Below are 17,698 nucleotides of genomic sequence, written 5' to 3'. Positions count from 1 at the left end.
CGCGCCGGCCGCGCGCGCCGTTTCGGCCGCGGCGGCGGTCGCGGCCAGCGCGCCGACGGCGAGCGCGGGAACGGTGAGTTTCAACATGCGCGGCACGCGCCGCGCACAGGCATTGCGTGACGCCCGCGGCGCACGCAACTGGAAAATGGTCATGATCGAAAGCCCGAGTGACGCCCTCCACGCGGCCTCGACGGGCCGCACGGATATCGGCGGTGGAAAGAACGGAAGACAGCGCGTCAGGCGCGCTCGGGCGGTGCGCGTGGATACGCGCGCGGATAGCGGTCGGCGCGCGCCGCGACGGCTGGCGGCGCGGCGGCGGAAACGGAAACGACGGAAACGGAAGCGAACGACGCGGCGGCAGGCGCGCCGATCGCGGGGCTGTGCGCGAAGAATCCGCAATAGCCGCACGCATCGAGATGCAGCGCATGATCGTGCATGCGGCCCGCATCGGGCGACCGATGCGCGCCATGCTCTGCACTGCAGACGATCGCGTCGGGCGTGGCCGCCTGCGCGATGCGCCACTGCGACACCAGCGGCGCCGCGATCGCGAACCAGATCGCGAGCACGCCAAGCCAGGCGGTCAGGTGACGATGTCGGTGCAGCATGCGCGGCGGCGAGTAATCGGAATGTAAAAACAGCCGAGATGTTACAGAATGTTCGCCTCGATGGCCAGCCGCGGATGACGGTAAACGAAGCGGGGGGGGCCGGGTGTTTAAAAAAAAAAACCCCCCCCCCCCCCGCCTGCTGCGCGCGTCCGGAGTGCGGCGATCAGGGCACCATGCGCCGCAGCACGTTATCGCGCCGGATGAAATGGTGGTACAACGTGGCCAGCGCATGCAGGCCGATCACGAAGTAGAACGCGTTGCCGATCAGTTCGTGCGCTTCCTTGATCGTCGGCCGCAACGCCTTGTCGGGGCCGAACAGCGTGAACGACACGCCGAGCCAGTCGAGCGACACCGGCTTGCCGCCCAGGTTGATCATCATGATGCCGAGCAGCGGCTGCGCGATGATGAACACGTAGAGCGCAAAATGCGCGAGCTTCGAGAGCCAGCGCAGCAGCGCGGCCTGCGGAATGGCTTCCGGCACGCGGCTGACGACCCGCCACAGCACACGCAGCACCGACAGCACGAGCACGAACGTGCCCGCGGTGAGGTGCACGTTCATCCAGAACACCCGGCTGTCGCTGCCTTTCGGCCCGCGGATCTCGATGGCCAGGTACGCCAGCGCCACCAGCAGGAAGATGGCCCAGTGGAAGAAGATCGCGGGCGAGCTGTAGCGCGTCTGTTTCGCGAGGATGTTTTTCATGCGTCGTCTCGTGTTGTATGCGGGGAGGGGCGCATGCCGCAACGGGCTCCGCGCCCGGCAGAGCTGCCACGATTGTAGCCGCACGGGCGCCCGATTTCCCTCGGCGCGGTCAAATATCCGACCAATCGTCAACACGCACCGCGCGGCTGCCATATGGAAAATCCGCATCGCGCACGGGAACGGCTGTGGCACGATGAAGCTTTGGTGTCGACGTTGCGCGCGCATCATGAGCAAGGCGTTCTTCGTTGCGGCCTACCGGCTGACCGCCGCGTTGCTCGCGGTGTCCACGACGTTGCACAGCATCGCCGGCTACTGGGGCATGCCCGCGGTCCATCTCGGCAACTTCCTCAGCTATTTCACGCAACTGAGCAGCCTCTATGCGTCGGCGATACTGACCGCGGGGCTCTGGCGGATCGCGCGCCCCGGCTCGGCCCGCTACGAATCGATGCGCGGCGCGGCCGTTTTGTACGTGCTGATCACCGCGATCGTCTACGAACTCCTGCTCGCGCGGCTCGATGCGCTGCGCCATGTCACGCCGGCGTTCAACAACTGGGTGCTGCACCGGATCGTGCCGCTCGTCATGCTGTGCGACTGGCTGTACGTGGAGCCGCGCTCGCCGATCGCACGGCGCAGCGCGTTCGCGTGGCTCGGTTTTCCGGTCGTCTATCTCGGCTATACGCTCGTGCGCGGCGCGCTGGAGAACTGGTATCCCTACCCGTTCGTCGATCCGCGGCCGCACGGCTACCTGCCGGTCGCGATCCAGTGCTCGCTGATCGCGCTCGGCGCGGCGGCGCTCGCATTGGGCATCCGCTGGCTCGGCAATCACGCGAGACAGTCCGACACCGCGACGCTGAAGGAAGGATGAAGGCGAAAGAAGGCGGGAGCGTGTGCGCCGCCCGGCGCACACGCGGCGATGCGGCTCGTCAGCCGCCGTTGCGCGGCAGGAAGTTCATCGGATCGACGACCTTGCCGTTCTGGCGGACTTCGAACTCGAACGTCGAACGGCCGCTCGCGTCGGTGCCCATCTCGGCGACCGGCTGGCCCTGGCGCACCGCGTCGCCTTCGTTGACGAGCAGCTTGCCGTTGTGACCGTAGGCCGTGATGAGCCCGTTGTCGTGCTTCAGGATCACGAGCGGGCCGTACGCCTTGACGCCGGACCCGGCATAGACCACCCGCCCGTTCGCCGCGGCCCGCACCGAACGGTCGGGCCCGGACGCGGCGATCACGACGCCGCGCGTCTTGCCGGCCGCAAACGGCGCCGTGACGACGCCCGTGGCCGGCCATGCGAGCGAGCCCGGCTGCGCGGCCGCCGCGGGCGGCTGCCCGAATGACGTCGCGGCAGGCGGCGCGACGCGCAGCACCTGGCCGGGCGACACCGCGTCGGTAGGCGCCATGTGGTTCCAGCTCGCCACGTCCTGCACGCGCTGCCCGTAGGCGTTCGCGATGCCCGCGAGCGTGTCGCCCGGGTTCACGCGGTAATAGCCTGCGATCACGCCCGGCGTCGCGGCCGACATCGGCGCCGACGAACGCGCCGGCTGCCAGTTGTCGGTCCACGGCGTCAGCGTACAGCCCGACAGCGCGACGGCCGCGGCGACGAGCGCCGCCTGCGGCAGCCAGTGCGCCAGCGAATCGTGGATGGGAATAGTTTTTCTCAAGGGTCCTCCCGGATTTGCGTCGTTGCGCCGCCCACCGCCCTCCGGCGCGCGACGCACGATGTCCGGCCGGACGGCCGGACCAACCAGTATCCGACCGCTCTCGCGGCCGTCAGTTTCCACAGCGGAACGTCGGCGCGAACAGGCTCACCGGCCCCTTTTTCGCGTCGCTCCGACCGGCAAAGATACCATTTGTCGCGGTCAGGACCGCGACAGGCGCAGGTTCCGGCAACAATCTTGCGGCCTCGCCGATGCGGGCCGGCGGCCCGCGAACCGCACCGCGCGGGCCGTCCGGCGGCCCAGCCGCCGGTCTTCCGCCCGCGTCGCAGCCGTCTGCCGTCTCGGCTCCGTCACATTTTCCCCTTCGATCGCCGCCTATACTCGGTGATGCGCAGCGTAATCCAACGACAACGAGGAGCATGACAATGAACAATGCGACGTTTCTTTCCGTGCAGCTCAATGCGGACGATTTCGCCGGTTCCAGCGGCCTGGTCGAATTGCTCAACCGGCACCTGCTGTTCGCGACCGACGTCGCCGAGGCGGCCGATGCACTCGTCCAGTTGGCGAGCGTCGCGCACCTGACGGGCGCCACGCGCCACAGCGTCGAGCTGCCGGTCCTCGCGATCGAGCGGCTGCGCGACGCGCTCGACACGCTGAGCGGCTACGACGAAACGTGGCTGCAGGTACTGGAGCCGGCGGAAGCGCTGTTCCGGGAGATCGGGCGCGGCACGCGCCCGCTGCATTGACCGCCGCCGCGACACGCGCCACCAATGAAAAACAGCCCGTCGTTCCGCTTTGCGGAACGACGGGCTGTTTGTACTACATGGGGTCGGGTTCGGCCGCCGGGGCGGCCGCGCCATTAACGACCCTTGTAGACCGGTGCGCCGTCAGCGATACGCTTGACTTGCCAGCCGGTCTTTGCTGCGGCCGGAGCGCCGGATTCCTGCGCGGCGGCCGGTTGCGCGCCATAGCCGGTCGTGTCGGCGGCGGCGACGTTCTGTTGCGGGTTCACACGAGCTTCAGCTGCCTGGATGCCTGCCGGGTAGTCCGTGCGGTCGCTGCCCAGCTTGTAGCCGGCCTGTTGCAGTTGGACCAGTTCGGCCTTCACCTGCGCACGGGTAACGGGCGCGTTCTGTTGGGCGAACGAGACGGCGGGAACGGCGAGGACAGCAGCTGCAGCGAACGTTGCGATCAGCGATTTCATGATTACCTCCGGGATTTTTTCTGCTCCGCCGCACACACCATGTCTGCAGCGATGGAACAGAGTTTAGTCCCGACGTCCCCTAGGGAAAACCATGAAAGAGCGAAAACACTGTTTCCCCGGAGCCAACAATGTCGGCATCCGGGATAGAAAAACCCTATTCAAAGAATAGATTTTCGCAACAATGCGCCCCGCGGGCCGGTTACGACCAGTTCGCGTGGAAGCTGCCCGGCTTGTCGGTACGCTCGAACGTGTGCGCGCCGAAGAAGTCGCGCTGCGCCTGCACGAGGTTCGCCGGCAGCCGCTCGGAACGGTAGCTGTCGAAGTACGCGACCGCCGACGCGAACGCCGGCACCGGCACGCCGGCCTTCACCGCGGCGACCACGACGTCGCGCAGCGATGCCTGGTAGTTCGCGGCGATGTCCTGGAAGTACGGATCGAGCAGCAGGTTCGCGAGCGCCGGATCCTTCGCGTAAGCATCCGTGATCTTCTGCAGGAAGCGCGCGCGGATGATGCAGCCCGCGCGGAAGATCTTCGCGATCGTCCCGAGGTCGAGATTCCAGCCGTACTCTTCGGACGCCGTGCGCAGCTGCGCGAAGCCCTGCGCGTACGAGATCACCTTGCTCAGGTACAGCGCGCGGCGCACCGCTTCGACGAACGCCGCGCGATCGCCGTCGAACGGCGCGGCAGCCGGGCCCGACAGGATCGTGCTGGCCGCGACGCGCTCGGTCTTCAGCGACGACAGCACGCGCGCGAACACCGATTCCGTGATGAGCGGCAGCGGCACGCCGAGATCCAGCGCGTTCTGGCTCGTCCACTTGCCGGTGCCCTTCTGCGCGGCGCGATCGAGGATCACGTCGACGAGGTGCTTGCCGGTCTCTTCGTCCTTCTTGCCGAAGATCTTCGACGTGATCTCGATCAGGTAGCTGTCGAGCTCGCCCTGGTTCCATTCGGTGTACACCGCGCCGAGCTCGTCGTTGGTCAGGCCCGCGACGTTCTTCAGCACCGAGTAGCTTTCGGCGATCAATTGCATGTCGCCGTATTCGATGCCGTTGTGGACCATCTTCACGTAGTGGCCCGCACCATCCGGGCCCATGTACGCGACGCACGGCTCGCCGTCCGACGGCGCCTTCGCGGCGATCTGCTTGAGGATCGGCTCGACGAGGTCGTACGCGTCGCGCTGGCCGCCGGGCATGATCGACGGGCCGCGCAGCGCGCCCTCTTCGCCGCCCGACACGCCGGTGCCGATGAAATGCAGGCCCGATTGCGCGAGTTCCTGGTTGCGGCGAATCGTGTCGGTGAAGTGCGTATTGCCGCCGTCGATCAGCACGTCGCCCTTCTCGAGCAGCGGCTTGAGCGACGCGATCGTCGCATCGGTCGCCTCACCGGCCTTCACCATCATCAGGATCCGGCGCGGCGTTTCGAGCGACGCGACGAACTCCTCGAGCGTATGGGTCGGCACCAGGTTGCGGCCGGGGAATTCGGCGATCAGTTCGTCGGTTTTCTCGCGGCTGCGGTTGTACACCGACACCGCGTAACCGCGGCTCTCGATATTGAGTGCGAGATTGCGGCCCATCACCGCGAGCCCGATCACACCGATTGCTTGTTTGCCCATTAGTCAATTCTCCGGAAAAAACAGGGCGCGACCCGACCCGGGCCGCGCGCACAGGCGAAAGGATAGTGGAAACCCGGCGGCGATGCGCGCTTGCGTGTCATTGTTCCGCGTGCGGAAGCCGCCGGAACACGACGCTCAGGTTGTTCGCCGGCATCTCGACGACCTCGATGCAGTCGAGCCCGCGATCGAGTCCGAGCGCGACGACGGCTTCGAGATCGCGCACGCCCCACGACGGGTCGCGGCTTCGCAACTGCAGGTTGAACGCTTCGTTCGACGGCGCCGTATGCCGGCCCTCGCGACGATACGGGCCGTACAGGAACAGCACGCCGCCCGGCCGCAGCAGGCGCGACGCGCCCGCGAACAGCGCGTCGGTACAGGCCCACGGCGAGATGTGAATCATGTTGATGCAGACGATCGCGTCGAGCGCGTCGACCGGCCACGACGCGTCGCGCACGTCGAACGCCAGCGGCCCGGCAACGTTCGCGACGCCCGCATGCGCGATCCACGCGGCGATCGAGCGCCGCGCGTGCGCGTCGGGATCGCTCGGCTGCCAGCGCAGGCCCGGCAACGCCTGCGCGAAATGGACGACGTGCTGCCCCGTGCCGCTCGCGATTTCGAGCACGCTGCCGGTCGCCGGCAGCACGCGGCGCAACACGTCGAGGATCGGCCCGCGATTGCGTTCGGCCGCCGGCGCGGACAGCCGCGCGGACGGATCGGGCGAAGATGTCGGGCCGCTCACGATGCGTGCTCCGGTGCGTTGCCCGCGAAGCCCAGCCGCGCGGTGAGTGCGTCGAGCGCCGGTGCGCACTGCGCCTCGACCTTCAGCGTCAGCATCGGATCGGCGCGCGTATGACCGAGATTGAGCGCGGCAACCGGCTTGTGCTGTGCCTGCGCCCACACGCAGAAGCGGTACCCGGAATACACCATCAGCGACGACCCGACGACGAGCAAGGCATCGGCCGCATCGAGCGCCTGCGCGGCCAGCGTCACGCGCTCGCGCGGCACGTTCTCGCCGAAGAACACGACCGCCGGCTTCAGCAGGCCGCCGCACGCGGGACACGCCGGGATGCGGAACGTGTCGAGCGCGGCCCATTCGAGGTGCGCGTCGCCGTCGGCGGCCGGCTCGGCCTGTGCGCCCAGCAGATCGGGATTGTCGGCTTCGAGCACGTTCTGGATCGTCGCGCGCGCATGATGCGCGCCGCATTCGAGGCACGTCACGCCGTTGATCCCGCCGTGCAGCTCGATCACGTCGTCGCTGCCCGCACGCTGATGCAGGCCGTCGACATTCTGCGTGACGAGGCGCTCGATCCGGCCTGCGCGGCCGAGCCGCGCCAGCGCGTCGTGCGACCGGTTCGGCTGCGCGCGGCCGACGACGGGCCAGCCGATCATGCTGCGCGCCCAGTAGCGTCGCCGCGCCGCGTCGGAGCCGAGGAATTCGTGGAGCTGGATCGGCGGAGAGCGCATCCATTGGCCATTGCGGTCGCGATAGCCGGGAATGCCGGAATCGGTGCTGATGCCCGCGCCGGTCAGCACGAGCAGGCGCGGATGACGCTCGACAAACGTGTGCAGCGCGTCGAGCGCGGTCGGCTCGACACAAGCGGATGAGGGGTCGTGCAAGGCTTGATCGTTCATGTTGGCAACGCGTGAGCGGGCGCGCCGGCCAGCCGTGCGACCGCACGAGCGGCCCGCGCGCCAGCACATGATACAGAACGTCGCGCGATCCGGCCGGCGGCCCGCACGACAAACCCGCGCACAAAAAAAAGACGCCCATCAGCCACTCGGCGATGGGCGCTTCAACAATTGATCCATCGGGGTAGTGGATCAACTGACAGCACAATATTGTGGCGTCCGCCGCGCTGAGAATGGCGAACGCTTCCCCTGGACTACGCGTGTTCCGCGATGCCGCACGCATCGTTGCGCCACCGGCTTTCCCGTGCAATCCGGTTCTTCGGGCCCGTCACGCCGACGCAATGCGCGGCGCGCGAACGCATCCGCCGCACGACGACTCGCGTTGCGCCGCGAAATGACGATCCGGGATCCAGGCCGGGGCCATCCGCATGCATTCGCGGTTCATCCCCGACGGCCGACCGGCACCGGTCGGCCTCGTGCGTCACGCATGCACGCCGTCGTTCGGAACGAACCCGATTGCCCGGATGGAACGGAAAGCCGCGCGCTCACGTCGCCGCGATCAACGGCGAAGCGAATACCCTGGCAGGTCGGCGATTCATATTTGCAACATGACACGTTGCGGTTCGGTCTCTTTTCATTCTCTTGTCCCCGTATTCGATACGTCCGACCCACTGAAGCGATCGCCGGGCCCGACTGCGCCTGCGATCGCGCTCACGGCACGCACAGATATGCAAGGAGCGCACCACGCTTCATGCCGCAAGGCCGCGCGGGCCGATGCAAGGCCTTCGACGGGGATCGTGCACCGGCGAGGAACGCGAACGTTTCGAAACTGAAACGCCCACCGGAGCAACGACGGGCGGCCTTGCCTGCCGGCTTGCCACACCGGCCCCGGGCTGGCATCGCGACGTTGTTCCTGCGCGCCGCCAGCAGTCGTCTTACAATCGCCCGACAGTGGCGGTGCACGCATGACAGGACGCGTGCCCTTCGCACGGCTCTCCGCCGCCTGACCGGAAACCCATACTCGACGCATGCCTGACGCAAAAGACTGGCTGGATATCGACTACCGCACGCTGTTCTACAGCACCGACAGCGACAACCGCGCATCGCAACGCGTGGCGTCACGCCTGGGCCTCGCGCTGCGCGGCATGACGCTGCGGATCGCGTAGCGCCGTGCTCGGCGCGGGCCGCCCCGCTCCTGCCTGGCGCAAACACGCTAGCATTCGGACACGGAACGCCGCGCGTTCGCCTTGCACCGCCTCCAGGGATTCGACATGACCACGCACGCCCTCGCCCGCGCCGACGTCGCACGCCGCGTCTTTTCGGCCGGGCAGTTGTCGATCGGCCTCACGCTGCCGCTGCTTCGCAGCGGCAATATCGTCGCCGACTTCAACGAACAGCTCGAACTCGCGGCGCTTGCCGATACGCTCGGCTTTCGCGCGCTGTGGATTCGCGACGTGCCGCTGAACAGCGCCGACTATCCCGACCCGGTCGGCCACCTCGACCCGTGGGTGCTGCTCGGTGCACTGGCGTCGCGCACGCGCCGGATCGCGCTCGCCAGCGGCGCGATCGTGCTGCCGCTGCGTCATCCGCTGCATATCGCGAAAGGCGCGCTGTCGGTCGCGACGCTGTCGGGCGGACGCTTCATCCTCGGGCTCGGTTCCGGTGACCGGCCGCCTGAATACGCGGCGTTCGGCGTCGATGCGGAAACGCGGCGCGACCGCTATCGCGCACACTGGGACGTCGTCGCGGCCGCGCTCGGTGTGCCGTCGCGCGTGCTGCCCGACGAAGCGCCGCCCGACGCGCCCGAATTCACGCTGCTGCCGCGCGGCGACGACGCGGTGCCGATGCTCGCGGTCGGCTCGGGCGGACAAAGCGTCGACTGGATCGCGCGGCACTCGATCGGCTGGATGACGTACCACCGCGATCCGGACACGCAGCGCGCCCGTTATTCGATGTGGCGCGCGGCGGTCGACCGGCTCGCATCGCCGGCCTTTCGCGCGTTCGGCGTGTCGATGCGGCTCGACCTCGCCGCGCATCCCGATGCGCCGGCCACCGCGCTGTCGCTCGGTTATGCCACCGGGCGCCGCGCATTGGTCGACATCCTGCGGGATATGCGCACGGCAGGCACGCATCACGTCACGCTGAATCCGGGATCGGACCGGCCCGTGCGCGAGGTCATCGAAGAACTCGCCGAGCATGTGTTGCCGGTTTTTCATGACGGGCAGGCGTGATTATTCAGGAATACGAAACCATCAAATACGACGTGCGTGTCGCGATGATCGTCGTTTGTTCACGATCGGGCGAACGCTCGCGTAACGACGCGCCATTCGCGTTCAAAAACCGTTCCCGGTTCACATCTGCACGCCGGGGCACCAACAAGCACGCGTTACAGGACGCTTACGATTCGATAAAAAGGACGTGTCCGCATATCGGACTGTCTACAGGCACGAACAAGCCGCAAACGCCCGCGCCGCCTCGCGTATGCCCGATTCGAATATTCGTCGATGGAACTATTCGGTTCCGATCGCGATCATGTTAACTTCCGTCCATCGTTCAGCTCCGCGGGCCGCGCGCCGATGCGCGCCCGCATGCCTACCCATGCGACATTTCCTCCTCGGCTGGCTACTCGCCGCCGTCGTCTCGGCCGCGCATGCGGCCGCTCCCGCACCGGCCGCCGCGTCGGCCGCTTCCGGCACCGCGCCCGCGCTGACGCCGCAACAGGCCCGGCAGGCACTCGACGTGCTCGAAAACCCGCGCGATCGCGCCCAGGTCGAAACGACGCTGCGTGCGATCGCGGCCGTCGGCGCATTGAGCGCGCCCGCGCCCGCGGTCACGGCAAGCGAAGCGGCTGCGGCCAGCGGCGCGTCGGCTGCCTCCGCGCCTGCCGCGCTCACGTCGAACGGGCTCGCGTCGATGCTCGTCCGCCAGGGCGCGCGCTGGACCACCGAAATCGGCAGCGCGCTGAAGGAATCGCTGCGCTCGCTGCTCGATGTCGGCTCGGTCGGAAGCTGGTGGCATGACAAGCTGGTGCGCGCCGACGAGCGCGCCGATCTCGCGCACGCGATCTGGCTCATCGTCGCCGTGCTCGTGCCCGCGTTCCTGTTCGAATGGTTCGCGAAGCGGTTGCTGCGGCGCGCGCTGGCCGCGCTGGCCGCATGGCGCGCCGACTCGGCGCGCAGCACCGCGCCCGATGCCGTCACATCCGACGACGACAACGCGCCGCCGCAGGAATCATCTGCTCCGCCCGACGCCGCCCACGCTCCCGACACCGCACCCACATCATCGCAAGGCCGCGGCGACGCGCAGCGCCACACCACGCTGCTGCACCGGATGCCGCGCGCGCTCGTCAGCCTCGCGCTGCGCGCGGTGCCGCTGCTCGTGTTCGTCGGCGTCGCGAGCCTGACGATGTCGATGATCGGCGACGCAGGCACGCCAATCGAATCCGCGCTCGAATCGCTGATCGACATCTACGCGATCGGCCGGCTCGTCACGATCGTCAGCCGGCTGTTCTTCCAGCCCGATGCGCGGCAATTGCGGCTGCTGCACATCAGCGATGCATGGGCCGACTTCGCGCAACGCTCGATCGCGCGGATCGTGATCGTGATCGGCGTGTGCACGGCCGCGGTCGAGATCGCCGCGAACATCGGCCTCAGCGAGGCCGGTCACGTCGCGCTGCTGAAAGCGGTCGCGCTCGTCGGGCACGTGATGATCGCGGCGCTGATCCTGCGGTGCCGCCGGCCGGTCGCTGCGCGGATCCGTGCAGCCGGCGCGGACCGGCCGACCTTCGCGGTAATCGGCAACGCGCTCGCGGACGCCTGGGCGCCCGTGTCGGTATTCATCGTGATGGCGCTGTGGTTCGTGTGGGCGCTCGATGTCCATAACGGCTACCGCGTGCTGATCACGCTCGGCGGCCGTTCGATCGCCGCGATGATCGGCATGCGGATCGTGTCGATCGTCGTGTTCGGCGCGCTCGCGCGGCTGTTCCAGCGCCGCGACGAAGACCGCACGCTCGTCCGTCTGCATGCGTACCGCTACTACCCGCTACTGCGCCGTATCGTATCGGGCGCGATCGGCATCGTGACCGTCGTGCTGTTGTTGCAGATCTGGGGCGTGCCGATCTTCAGCGCGTTCGAGACCGGCACGATCGGCCACCGGCTCGCGTCGGCGCTGGTGACGATCGCGATCGCGGCCATCGTCGCGCTCGTCGTATGGGAAGCCGCGAACATCGCGATCGAGCGCCGCCTGCAGCGCTGGACCCGCGAAGGCAATCTCGTGCGCGCGGCGCGGCTGCGCACGCTGCTGCCGATGCTGCGCTCGCTGCTGTTCGTGATGATCGCGCTGGTCGTCGTGCTGACGGGCCTCAGCGAACTCGGCGTAAACGTCGGCCCGCTGCTGGCCGGCGCCAGCATCTTCGGCGTCGCGCTCGGCTTCGGCTCGCAGAAGCTCGTACAGGATTTCATCACCGGGATCTTCCTGCTGATGGAAAACGCAATGCAGGTCGGCGACTGGGTCACGCTCGCCGGCGTGTCGGGCACGGTCGAATACCTGTCGATCCGCACCGTGCGGCTGCGTGCAGGCGACGGGTCGCTGTACACGATTCCGTTCAGTTCGGTGACGACCGTCAACAATACGAATCGCGGGCTCGGCAACGCGGCCGTCAAGGTCAGCATCGCGTACGGCGAGGACATCGATCGCGCGATCGCGACGCTCAAGGAGATCGGCACCGCATTGCGCGACGATCCGCAGTACCACGACGGCATCCTGTCCGACTTCAGCTACTGGGGCATCGACCAGGTCGACGGCGCGGCCGTTGCGCTCGCGGGGCAGATGCAGTGCACGGACTCGACGCGCTGGAGCGTGCAGCGTGAATTCAACCGGCGGATCGCGGAGACGTTCCGCGAACGCGGCATCCGGATCGCCAATCCGCAACGCAGCCTCGTCGCGTACGCGGATGGATCGCGGCCGGAAGGCAACGGCGAAAGCGAGGACGAAGGCGAAAGCGGCAGCAACACCCGCAACGGCAATGCCGCCGCAACGGCGGCCCGGCCGCCGTCGGCCGGCGAACCGGAGCGCAAGCCGGGCTGACCGGCTGCGGCTAACGGCGCGCCGCGCTCAACGCGCGGCGGGCTTCTTCACGCGCCGCGTGCTTGCCGCCGCGGGCGTCGACGCACCCGGCTTCGCCGTGCGTTTCGCCGCAGCACGCTGCCCCCGCTTCGTACCGGCTTCAGCAGCGGCACACGCGTCGCGCTGCGCATGCCATTGTTCGAGCAGCACGCGCGTCTGGTCGGCCATCGTCTCGATCAGCAGCACCGCGCGCTCGCCGTCGAACGCTTCCCATTCGAGCAGTTGAAGCGCCGACCGCTGCGCGATGTGGAATACCGTGATCTGCCCGAACAGGCTCAGCGCGCGCAACCGCGTGACGGGATCGTCGGCCGGCCGCCCCGAGATGCGGCCGATCAGTTCGGCGCTCACGTCGTTGAGCGGCTTGCGCATGCGCTTCATCAGGATTTCGCTCGCACTCGCCGGCTCCTGGCCGCCCTGCTCGCGTGCGAAGAACATCCGCTGGTTCATCGTCTTCGGCGCCGTGAACATCCGGTCCGACAGCGCGCGCAGCAGCGCGATGAACGCGTCGATCAGCACGTCGACGTCAGCGTGCGCATCGAGCATCGCCCACGCATGGCCGACCGCCGGCGCGAACACCGCCCAGCCGTGCTCGGCGATCGTCTCCACGCACGCGCGGTAAACGCCTTCCTTGTTCTCGAAATAGTACTGGAGCGCCGGCGCGTTCACGCCGGCCATCGCGGCGATCTCGCGCGTCGACGCACCCGCGAACCCGCGTTCGCCGAACAGCTCGATCGCCGCCTCGATGATCCGCTGGCGCGTCTCGTCGCCGCGCGCGTAGCCGCCCGCCGACGTGCGGCGCAGCTTCTTCGCTTCGTTCATGCCTTCCTCGTCACTCGATCGACCGACATTCTACTTGACACAATTTTAGCAACTGGAATAATTCTTCCACCTGGAATAAATTGGATGCCCGCATGTCGACGTTGCAAGATCCGCCACAGAAAGTAAATCGTCAGGAAGCCGGAACAACGCCGCGCAACGGAACCCACGGATCGAAGCGACGCATCCTGCTCGTCGTCGCCGTGCTCGCGGCCTTCGGAGCCGCCGTCTGGCTCGGCCGCTGGTGGACGGTCGGCCGCTTCATCGAAAGCACCAACGACGCGTATTTGCAGGCGGACAGCATGACTGCCGCGCCGAAGGTCGCCGGTTACGTCACCGACGTCTACGTGCGCGACAACCAGGCCGTGAAGGCCGGCGATCCGCTCGTGCGGCTCGACGTCCGCCAGTACCAGGTTGCGCTCGCGCAATCGCTCGCGACCGTCGACGCGCGCCGCGCCGATATCGCGCGCGCCGAAGCCGACATCAGCCAGCAGCACGCGAATCTCGAACAGGCCGACGCGCAGGCGAAGGTGTCGCAGATCAACGCGCGGCACGCGAGCGACGAATACGCGCGCTATGCGCCGCTCGCGGCGACCGGTGCCGAAACGCACGAACGCGTCGCCGACCTGAAGAGCACGCGCGACCAGGCAGCCGCGACGCTCGCCGCGAACAACGCGTCGAGCGCAGCCGCCCGCACGCAGATCGCGTCGTTCACCGCGCAGCTCCGGCAGGCGCGCGCGCAGCTCGAGGCCGCGCAGGCCAGTGCCGCGCAAGCGCAGCTCGACCTCGACAACACGATCGTGCGCAGCACGCTCGACGGCCGCGTCGGCGATCGCACGGTGCGCGTCGGCCAGTACGTGCAGCCCGGCACGCGCCTGCTGACCGTCGTGCCGGTCGACGCGATCTATCTCGTCGCGAACTTCAAGGAAACGCAGATCGGCCAGATGCGCATCGGCCAGCCCGTCGCACTGCACGTCGACGCGCTGCCGGACGGCGCGCTGTCCGGCGTCGTCGACAGCTTCGCGCCCGGCACCGGCGCGCAGTTCGCGCTGCTGCCGCCCGAGAACGCGACCGGCAACTTCACGAAGATCGTCCAGCGCGTGCCGGTGCGCATCCGCCTCGCCGCGGATGCCCGCGCGCAGCGCATGCTGCTGCCGGGGCTGTCGGTGACGGTCGACGTCGATACGCGTTCGGCCCGCGACGAGAAGCGCCATGGCTGACACGCCCGCGACGACACCCGCGCCGCCGCACGAAGGCCGCGCGAGCGTGACCGACTGGATCGCGGTCGCGGCCGGCGCGCTCGGCGCACTGATGGCGACGCTCGACATCTCGATCACGAACTCCGCGCTGCCGCAGATCCAGGGCGAAATCGGCGCGACCGGCACCGAAGGCACGTGGATCTCGACCGGCTACCTGATGTCGGAAATCGTGATGATCCCGCTTGCCGCGTGGCTCACGCGCGTGTTCGGGCTGCGCAATTTCCTGCTGACGAACTCCGCGCTCTTCATCGCGTTCTCGATGATGTGCGGCTGGTCGCATTCGCTGCCGATGATGATCGCGGGCCGGATCGGCCAGGGCTTCACGGGCGGCGCGCTGATCCCGACCGCGCAGACCATCATCCGCACGCGGCTGCCGCTGTCGCAGCTACCGGTCGGGATGACGTTGTTCGGCCTGATCGTGCTGCTCGGGCCGCTGTTCGGCCCCGTGCTCGGCGGCTGGCTCGCGGAGAACGTGAACTGGAGCTGGTGCTTCTTCCTGAACCTGCCCGTGTGCCTGCTGCTGATGGCGCTGCTGTGGTTCGGGCTGCCGTCGGACCGCCCGCAATGGACTACGTTCTTCAACGCGGACTGGCTCGGGATCGCCGGTCTCGCGATCGGGCTGAGCTCGCTCACCGTCGTGCTCGAGGAGGGCCAGCGCGAACGCTGGTTCGAATCGCAGATGATCGTCACGCTGAGCGCCGTGTCGCTCGCCGGAATGATCCTGATCGCGCTGTCGCAGCGCTTCGCGAAGCGGCCGATCATGCGGCTGTCGCTGATGCGCAACCCGCGCTACGCGAGCGTGATCGTGATCGTGTCCGCGGTCGGCGCCGGGCTGTACGGCGTGTCCTACCTGCTGCCGCAGTTCCTCGCGATCGTCGCCGGCTACAACGCGGAACAGGCCGGCGCGATCATGCTGCTGTCGGGCCTGCCGGCCTTTCTCGTGATGCCGATCCTGCCGCGCCTGCTCGGCAAGGTCGATTTCCGCATCCTCGTGATCTCGGGGCTGCTGCTGTTCTGCCTGAGCTGCATGCTCGACATCGGCCTGACCGCGCAGAGCGTCGGCCACGACTTCGTGTGGTCGCAACTGATCCGCGGCGTCGCGCAGATGCTTGCGATGATGCCGCTCAACCAGGCGTCGATGGCTGCCGTCGCGCGCGAGGACTCGGGCGACGCGGCCGGGCTCTACAACATGGCGCGCAATCTCGGCGGCTCGATCGGGCTCGCGATCATCGGCACCGTGATCGACCGGCGCACGACCTTCCATACGGCCGCGCTCCGCGAATCGGTGAGCGCGAACTCGCTGATCGGGCAGGACCGGTTGTCGGCCTACGCGGCCAACTGGTTCGCGCACACCGGCGATCTCGCGTATTCGAACATGCGTGCGCTCGGACAGCTTGCGCAGCAGATCCAGATCCAGGCGGTCGTGATGACCTATTCCGAAACCTTTTATCTGCTGGGCCTCGCGCTGCTCGCGTGCGTGCCGCTCGCGCTGCTGCTGAGAACGCCGCGCGGCCCGCAGCCGATGTCGTCCGGCCATTGAACCGTCTTACGCGATGAAATCCTTCTCCCCGCTCCGCCGCCCTGCACTCACGCTGTGCGCGGCCGCGTGCCTGCTCGCCGGCTGCACGGTCGGCCCCGACTACCACGGCGCGCCCGCCGCGCCGGATGCGCCGACCTTCGTGCGCGCGCCGGCATCCGGCGTCGACACCACCGCGCCCGCACCGAGCGCGTGGTGGCACGCGCTGAACGATCGCCAGCTCGACGACCTGATCACCGCCGCGCTCGTGCACAACCCCGATCTGCACGCTGCACAGGCACGCTTGCGCGCAGCGCGTGCGCAGCTCTCGCAACAGCGCGCGGCCCAATTGCCGAAATCGTCGGCCACCGTTGCGGCCATCCGCATGCGCGAACCGGACGTCAGCGCGCTCGGCTCGCTGCTGCCGTCGAACGGCTCGAACCAGTCAAGCGGCGCATCGCCGTCGCTTGGCGGCTCCGGGCCGCTGCAACTCTATTCGGCCGGCTTCGACGCGACCTGGGAAATCGACCTGTTCGGCGGCACACGCCGTGCGGTTGAAGCCGCGTCCGCGCAGGCCGAGGCCGTCGATGCGGATCTGTCGGACACACAGGTGTCGATCGCCGCCGAAGTCGCGACCGCCTACGTCGACCTGCGCGACCAGCAGCAGCGGCTGGCGCTGTCGCAGCGCACGGCCGAACTGCAGCAGAAGATGCTCGAACTCACGCAGCAGCGCCGCGCACGCGGCGTCGCGGCCGATGTGGACATCGAACGCCTGACGACGCTGGTCGAGAACACGCGTGCATCGCTGATCCCGCTCGACGCGCAGGTGACGGAATCGCTCGACCGGCTCGCGATCCTGACGGGCCGCGCGCCGGGCGCGCTCGACGCCGCGCTATCGACACCGGACACCCCGCTGCCGACGCTGCCCGGCAGCGTCGCAATCGGCGATCCGGCCGCACTGCTGAAGCAGCGCCCCGACATTCGCGCGGCCGAGCGCCGGCTCGCGTCGAGCCATGCGCAGATCGGCGAGCATGTCGCCGACTATTTCCCGAAGGTGACGCTGCTCGGCGATCTCGGCTTCAGTGCGACGGACCCCGGCCATCTGTTGCGCAAGCAGAACTTCACGTGGGTCGGTGCGCCGTACCTGCAATGGAACATTCTCGACTTCGGACGCACACGCGGCGCGGTGCTCGCGGCCGAAGCGTCGCGCGACGAAGCGGAAGCGAATTACCGGAAGGCGGTGCTCGGCGCGTTGCAGGATGCGAACACCGCACTGCAGCGCTATGGGCACCAGCGCGAACACGTCGTTGCGCTCACCAAGGTGCAAACGTCGGCCGTGCATTCCCGATCGCTGATGGACGAACGCTATCGCGCGGGCGTCGCGTCGATGATCGACCTGCTCGACACGCAACGCGAAGCGCTGTCCGCGCAGCAGAACGTGATTGCCGGGCAAGCCGAGCTGATCAAGGATTACGTGTCGCTGCAGAAGAGCCTCGGGCTCGGATGGCAGGCGGGCGCGGGTTGACGGCGCCTGCGGGATACATGCACGACTGCGGCATCATTCGAAACGCAATGACTCAT

General features: G+C 68.1%; 17 protein-coding genes. 8 read left to right on the top strand and 9 right to left on the bottom strand.

Translation table 11 applies throughout. The features are described from left to right. The 3 genes from ACPUER_RS19695 to ACPUER_RS19685 all read right to left on the bottom strand — a co-directional run. Positions 1 to 201, bottom strand: a 201-nt coding sequence (locus ACPUER_RS19695) for a hypothetical protein (protein ID WP_425131914.1), incomplete at its 3' end; no start/stop codon positions are given. Positions 202 to 236: 35 nt separating this feature from the next. After that, positions 237 to 605 (bottom strand): DUF2946 domain-containing protein, encoded by a 369-nt coding sequence (locus tag ACPUER_RS19690; RefSeq protein WP_310140542.1) that lies wholly within the window; start codon positions 603 to 605, stop codon positions 237 to 239. Positions 606 to 768: 163 nt separating this feature from the next. After that, entirely contained in the window at positions 769 to 1,305 is a 537-nt protein-coding gene (locus tag ACPUER_RS19685; protein WP_175958697.1) for a cytochrome b, read from the bottom strand. A gap of 226 nt (positions 1,306 to 1,531) precedes the next feature. Between ACPUER_RS19685 and ACPUER_RS19680 the strand changes: the two genes are divergently transcribed. Continuing rightward, complete coding sequence (locus ACPUER_RS19680) at positions 1,532 to 2,170, top strand: Pr6Pr family membrane protein (RefSeq protein ID WP_175958696.1); 639 nt, start codon at positions 1,532 to 1,534, stop codon at positions 2,168 to 2,170. 58 nt (positions 2,171 to 2,228) lie between these two features. On the opposite strand, the gene ACPUER_RS19675 is transcribed toward ACPUER_RS19680, so the two are convergent. Continuing rightward, complete coding sequence (locus ACPUER_RS19675; protein WP_425131913.1) at positions 2,229 to 2,960, bottom strand: peptidoglycan DD-metalloendopeptidase family protein; 732 nt, start codon at positions 2,958 to 2,960, stop codon at positions 2,229 to 2,231. A 422-nt stretch (positions 2,961 to 3,382) separates the two neighbouring features. Here ACPUER_RS19675 and ACPUER_RS19670 point away from each other — a divergent pair, with 422 nt between their 5' ends. Then, entirely contained in the window at positions 3,383 to 3,703 is a 321-nt protein-coding gene (locus tag ACPUER_RS19670; protein ID WP_072439461.1) for a hypothetical protein, read from the top strand. 113 nt (positions 3,704 to 3,816) lie between these two features. Here the strand turns inward: ACPUER_RS19670 and ACPUER_RS19665 are convergent, their stop codons facing one another. The 4 genes from ACPUER_RS19665 to ACPUER_RS19650 all read right to left on the bottom strand — a co-directional run bounded on the left by ACPUER_RS19665 (position 3,817) and on the right by ACPUER_RS19650 (position 7,405). Then, positions 3,817 to 4,161, bottom strand: coding sequence for a DUF4148 domain-containing protein (locus tag ACPUER_RS19665; protein ID WP_034180037.1), 345 nt, complete (start codon positions 4,159 to 4,161; stop codon positions 3,817 to 3,819). 199 nt (positions 4,162 to 4,360) lie between these two features. Then, positions 4,361 to 5,773, bottom strand: coding sequence for an NADP-dependent phosphogluconate dehydrogenase (gndA, locus tag ACPUER_RS19660; protein ID WP_425131912.1), 1,413 nt, complete (start codon positions 5,771 to 5,773; stop codon positions 4,361 to 4,363). A gap of 97 nt (positions 5,774 to 5,870) precedes the next feature. Continuing rightward, on the bottom strand, positions 5,871 to 6,512 hold the full coding sequence (locus ACPUER_RS19655) for a DUF938 domain-containing protein (protein WP_425131911.1): 642 nt from the start codon (positions 6,510 to 6,512) through the stop codon (positions 5,871 to 5,873). Further along, positions 6,509 to 7,405: an NAD-dependent protein deacetylase gene (locus ACPUER_RS19650; protein WP_425131910.1), complete on the bottom strand. Its 897-nt coding sequence runs from the start codon at positions 7,403 to 7,405 to the stop codon at positions 6,509 to 6,511. The genes ACPUER_RS19655 and ACPUER_RS19650 overlap by 4 nt, the downstream gene beginning before the upstream one ends. A gap of 1,025 nt (positions 7,406 to 8,430) precedes the next feature. Here ACPUER_RS19650 and ACPUER_RS19645 point away from each other — a divergent pair. From ACPUER_RS19645 to ACPUER_RS19635, 3 genes are all read left to right on the top strand, one after another. Then, the gene (locus ACPUER_RS19645) at positions 8,431 to 8,568 is read left to right on the top strand and encodes a hypothetical protein (RefSeq protein WP_244137168.1); all 138 of its coding nucleotides are present in this window, start codon (positions 8,431 to 8,433) and stop codon (positions 8,566 to 8,568) included. 105 nt (positions 8,569 to 8,673) lie between these two features. Then, positions 8,674 to 9,633 (top strand): LLM class oxidoreductase, encoded by a 960-nt coding sequence (locus tag ACPUER_RS19640; RefSeq protein WP_425131909.1) that lies wholly within the window; start codon positions 8,674 to 8,676, stop codon positions 9,631 to 9,633. 367 nt (positions 9,634 to 10,000) lie between these two features. Continuing rightward, on the top strand, positions 10,001 to 12,487 hold the full coding sequence (locus ACPUER_RS19635; protein ID WP_425131908.1) for a mechanosensitive ion channel family protein: 2,487 nt from the start codon (positions 10,001 to 10,003) through the stop codon (positions 12,485 to 12,487). Positions 12,488 to 12,514: 27 nt separating this feature from the next. Here ACPUER_RS19635 and ACPUER_RS19630 read toward each other — a convergent pair whose 3' ends face one another. Next, positions 12,515 to 13,345 (bottom strand): CerR family C-terminal domain-containing protein, encoded by an 831-nt coding sequence (locus ACPUER_RS19630; protein ID WP_425131907.1) that lies wholly within the window; start codon positions 13,343 to 13,345, stop codon positions 12,515 to 12,517. A gap of 92 nt (positions 13,346 to 13,437) precedes the next feature. On the opposite strand from ACPUER_RS19630, the gene ACPUER_RS19625 reads away from it, so the two are divergent. From ACPUER_RS19625 to ACPUER_RS19615, 3 genes are read left to right on the top strand one after another with little or no spacing between them, the layout of a single operon-like run. After that, entirely contained in the window at positions 13,438 to 14,562 is a 1,125-nt protein-coding gene (locus tag ACPUER_RS19625; RefSeq protein ID WP_425131906.1) for an HlyD family secretion protein, read from the top strand. Continuing rightward, complete coding sequence (locus ACPUER_RS19620) at positions 14,555 to 16,141, top strand: MDR family MFS transporter (protein WP_175958687.1); 1,587 nt, start codon at positions 14,555 to 14,557, stop codon at positions 16,139 to 16,141. Before ACPUER_RS19625 ends, ACPUER_RS19620 begins: the two co-directional genes overlap by 8 nt. Positions 16,142 to 16,154: 13 nt before the next feature. Then, complete coding sequence (locus tag ACPUER_RS19615; RefSeq protein WP_425131905.1) at positions 16,155 to 17,642, top strand: efflux transporter outer membrane subunit; 1,488 nt, start codon at positions 16,155 to 16,157, stop codon at positions 17,640 to 17,642. Positions 17,643 to 17,698 lie beyond the last annotated feature (56 nt).

This window comes from Burkholderia sp. DN3021 (assembly GCF_049805555.1).
In the GTDB taxonomy this organism is placed as follows: domain Bacteria; phylum Pseudomonadota; class Gammaproteobacteria; order Burkholderiales; family Burkholderiaceae; genus Burkholderia; species Burkholderia pyrrocinia_C.
This window is presented reverse-complemented; position numbering and strand designations above follow the sequence as displayed.

Bases quoted from the DNA above. Each gene is read 5' to 3' on its own strand.
- ACPUER_RS19650 (WP_425131910.1), bottom strand. From the start codon at position 7,405: ATGAACGATCAAGCCTTGCACGACCCCTCATCCGCTTGTGTCGAGCCG.
- ACPUER_RS19640 (WP_425131909.1), top strand. From the start codon at position 8,674: ATGACCACGCACGCCCTCGCCCGCGCCGACGTCGCACGCCGCGTCTTT.
- ACPUER_RS19645 (WP_244137168.1), top strand. From the start codon at position 8,431: ATGCCTGACGCAAAAGACTGGCTGGATATCGACTACCGCACGCTGTTC.
- ACPUER_RS19615 (WP_425131905.1), top strand. From the start codon at position 16,155: ATGAAATCCTTCTCCCCGCTCCGCCGCCCTGCACTCACGCTGTGCGCG.
- ACPUER_RS19680 (WP_175958696.1), top strand. From the start codon at position 1,532: ATGAGCAAGGCGTTCTTCGTTGCGGCCTACCGGCTGACCGCCGCGTTG.
- ACPUER_RS19625 (WP_425131906.1), top strand. From the start codon at position 13,438: ATGTCGACGTTGCAAGATCCGCCACAGAAAGTAAATCGTCAGGAAGCC.
- ACPUER_RS19630 (WP_425131907.1), bottom strand. From the start codon at position 13,345: ATGAACGAAGCGAAGAAGCTGCGCCGCACGTCGGCGGGCGGCTACGCG.
- ACPUER_RS19670 (WP_072439461.1), top strand. From the start codon at position 3,383: ATGAACAATGCGACGTTTCTTTCCGTGCAGCTCAATGCGGACGATTTC.
- ACPUER_RS19690 (WP_310140542.1), bottom strand. From the start codon at position 605: ATGCTGCACCGACATCGTCACCTGACCGCCTGGCTTGGCGTGCTCGCG.
- ACPUER_RS19665 (WP_034180037.1), bottom strand. From the start codon at position 4,161: ATGAAATCGCTGATCGCAACGTTCGCTGCAGCTGCTGTCCTCGCCGTT.
- ACPUER_RS19685 (WP_175958697.1), bottom strand. From the start codon at position 1,305: ATGAAAAACATCCTCGCGAAACAGACGCGCTACAGCTCGCCCGCGATC.
- ACPUER_RS19635 (WP_425131908.1), top strand. From the start codon at position 10,001: ATGCGACATTTCCTCCTCGGCTGGCTACTCGCCGCCGTCGTCTCGGCC.
- gndA (WP_425131912.1), bottom strand. From the start codon at position 5,773: ATGGGCAAACAAGCAATCGGTGTGATCGGGCTCGCGGTGATGGGCCGC.
- ACPUER_RS19620 (WP_175958687.1), top strand. From the start codon at position 14,555: ATGGCTGACACGCCCGCGACGACACCCGCGCCGCCGCACGAAGGCCGC.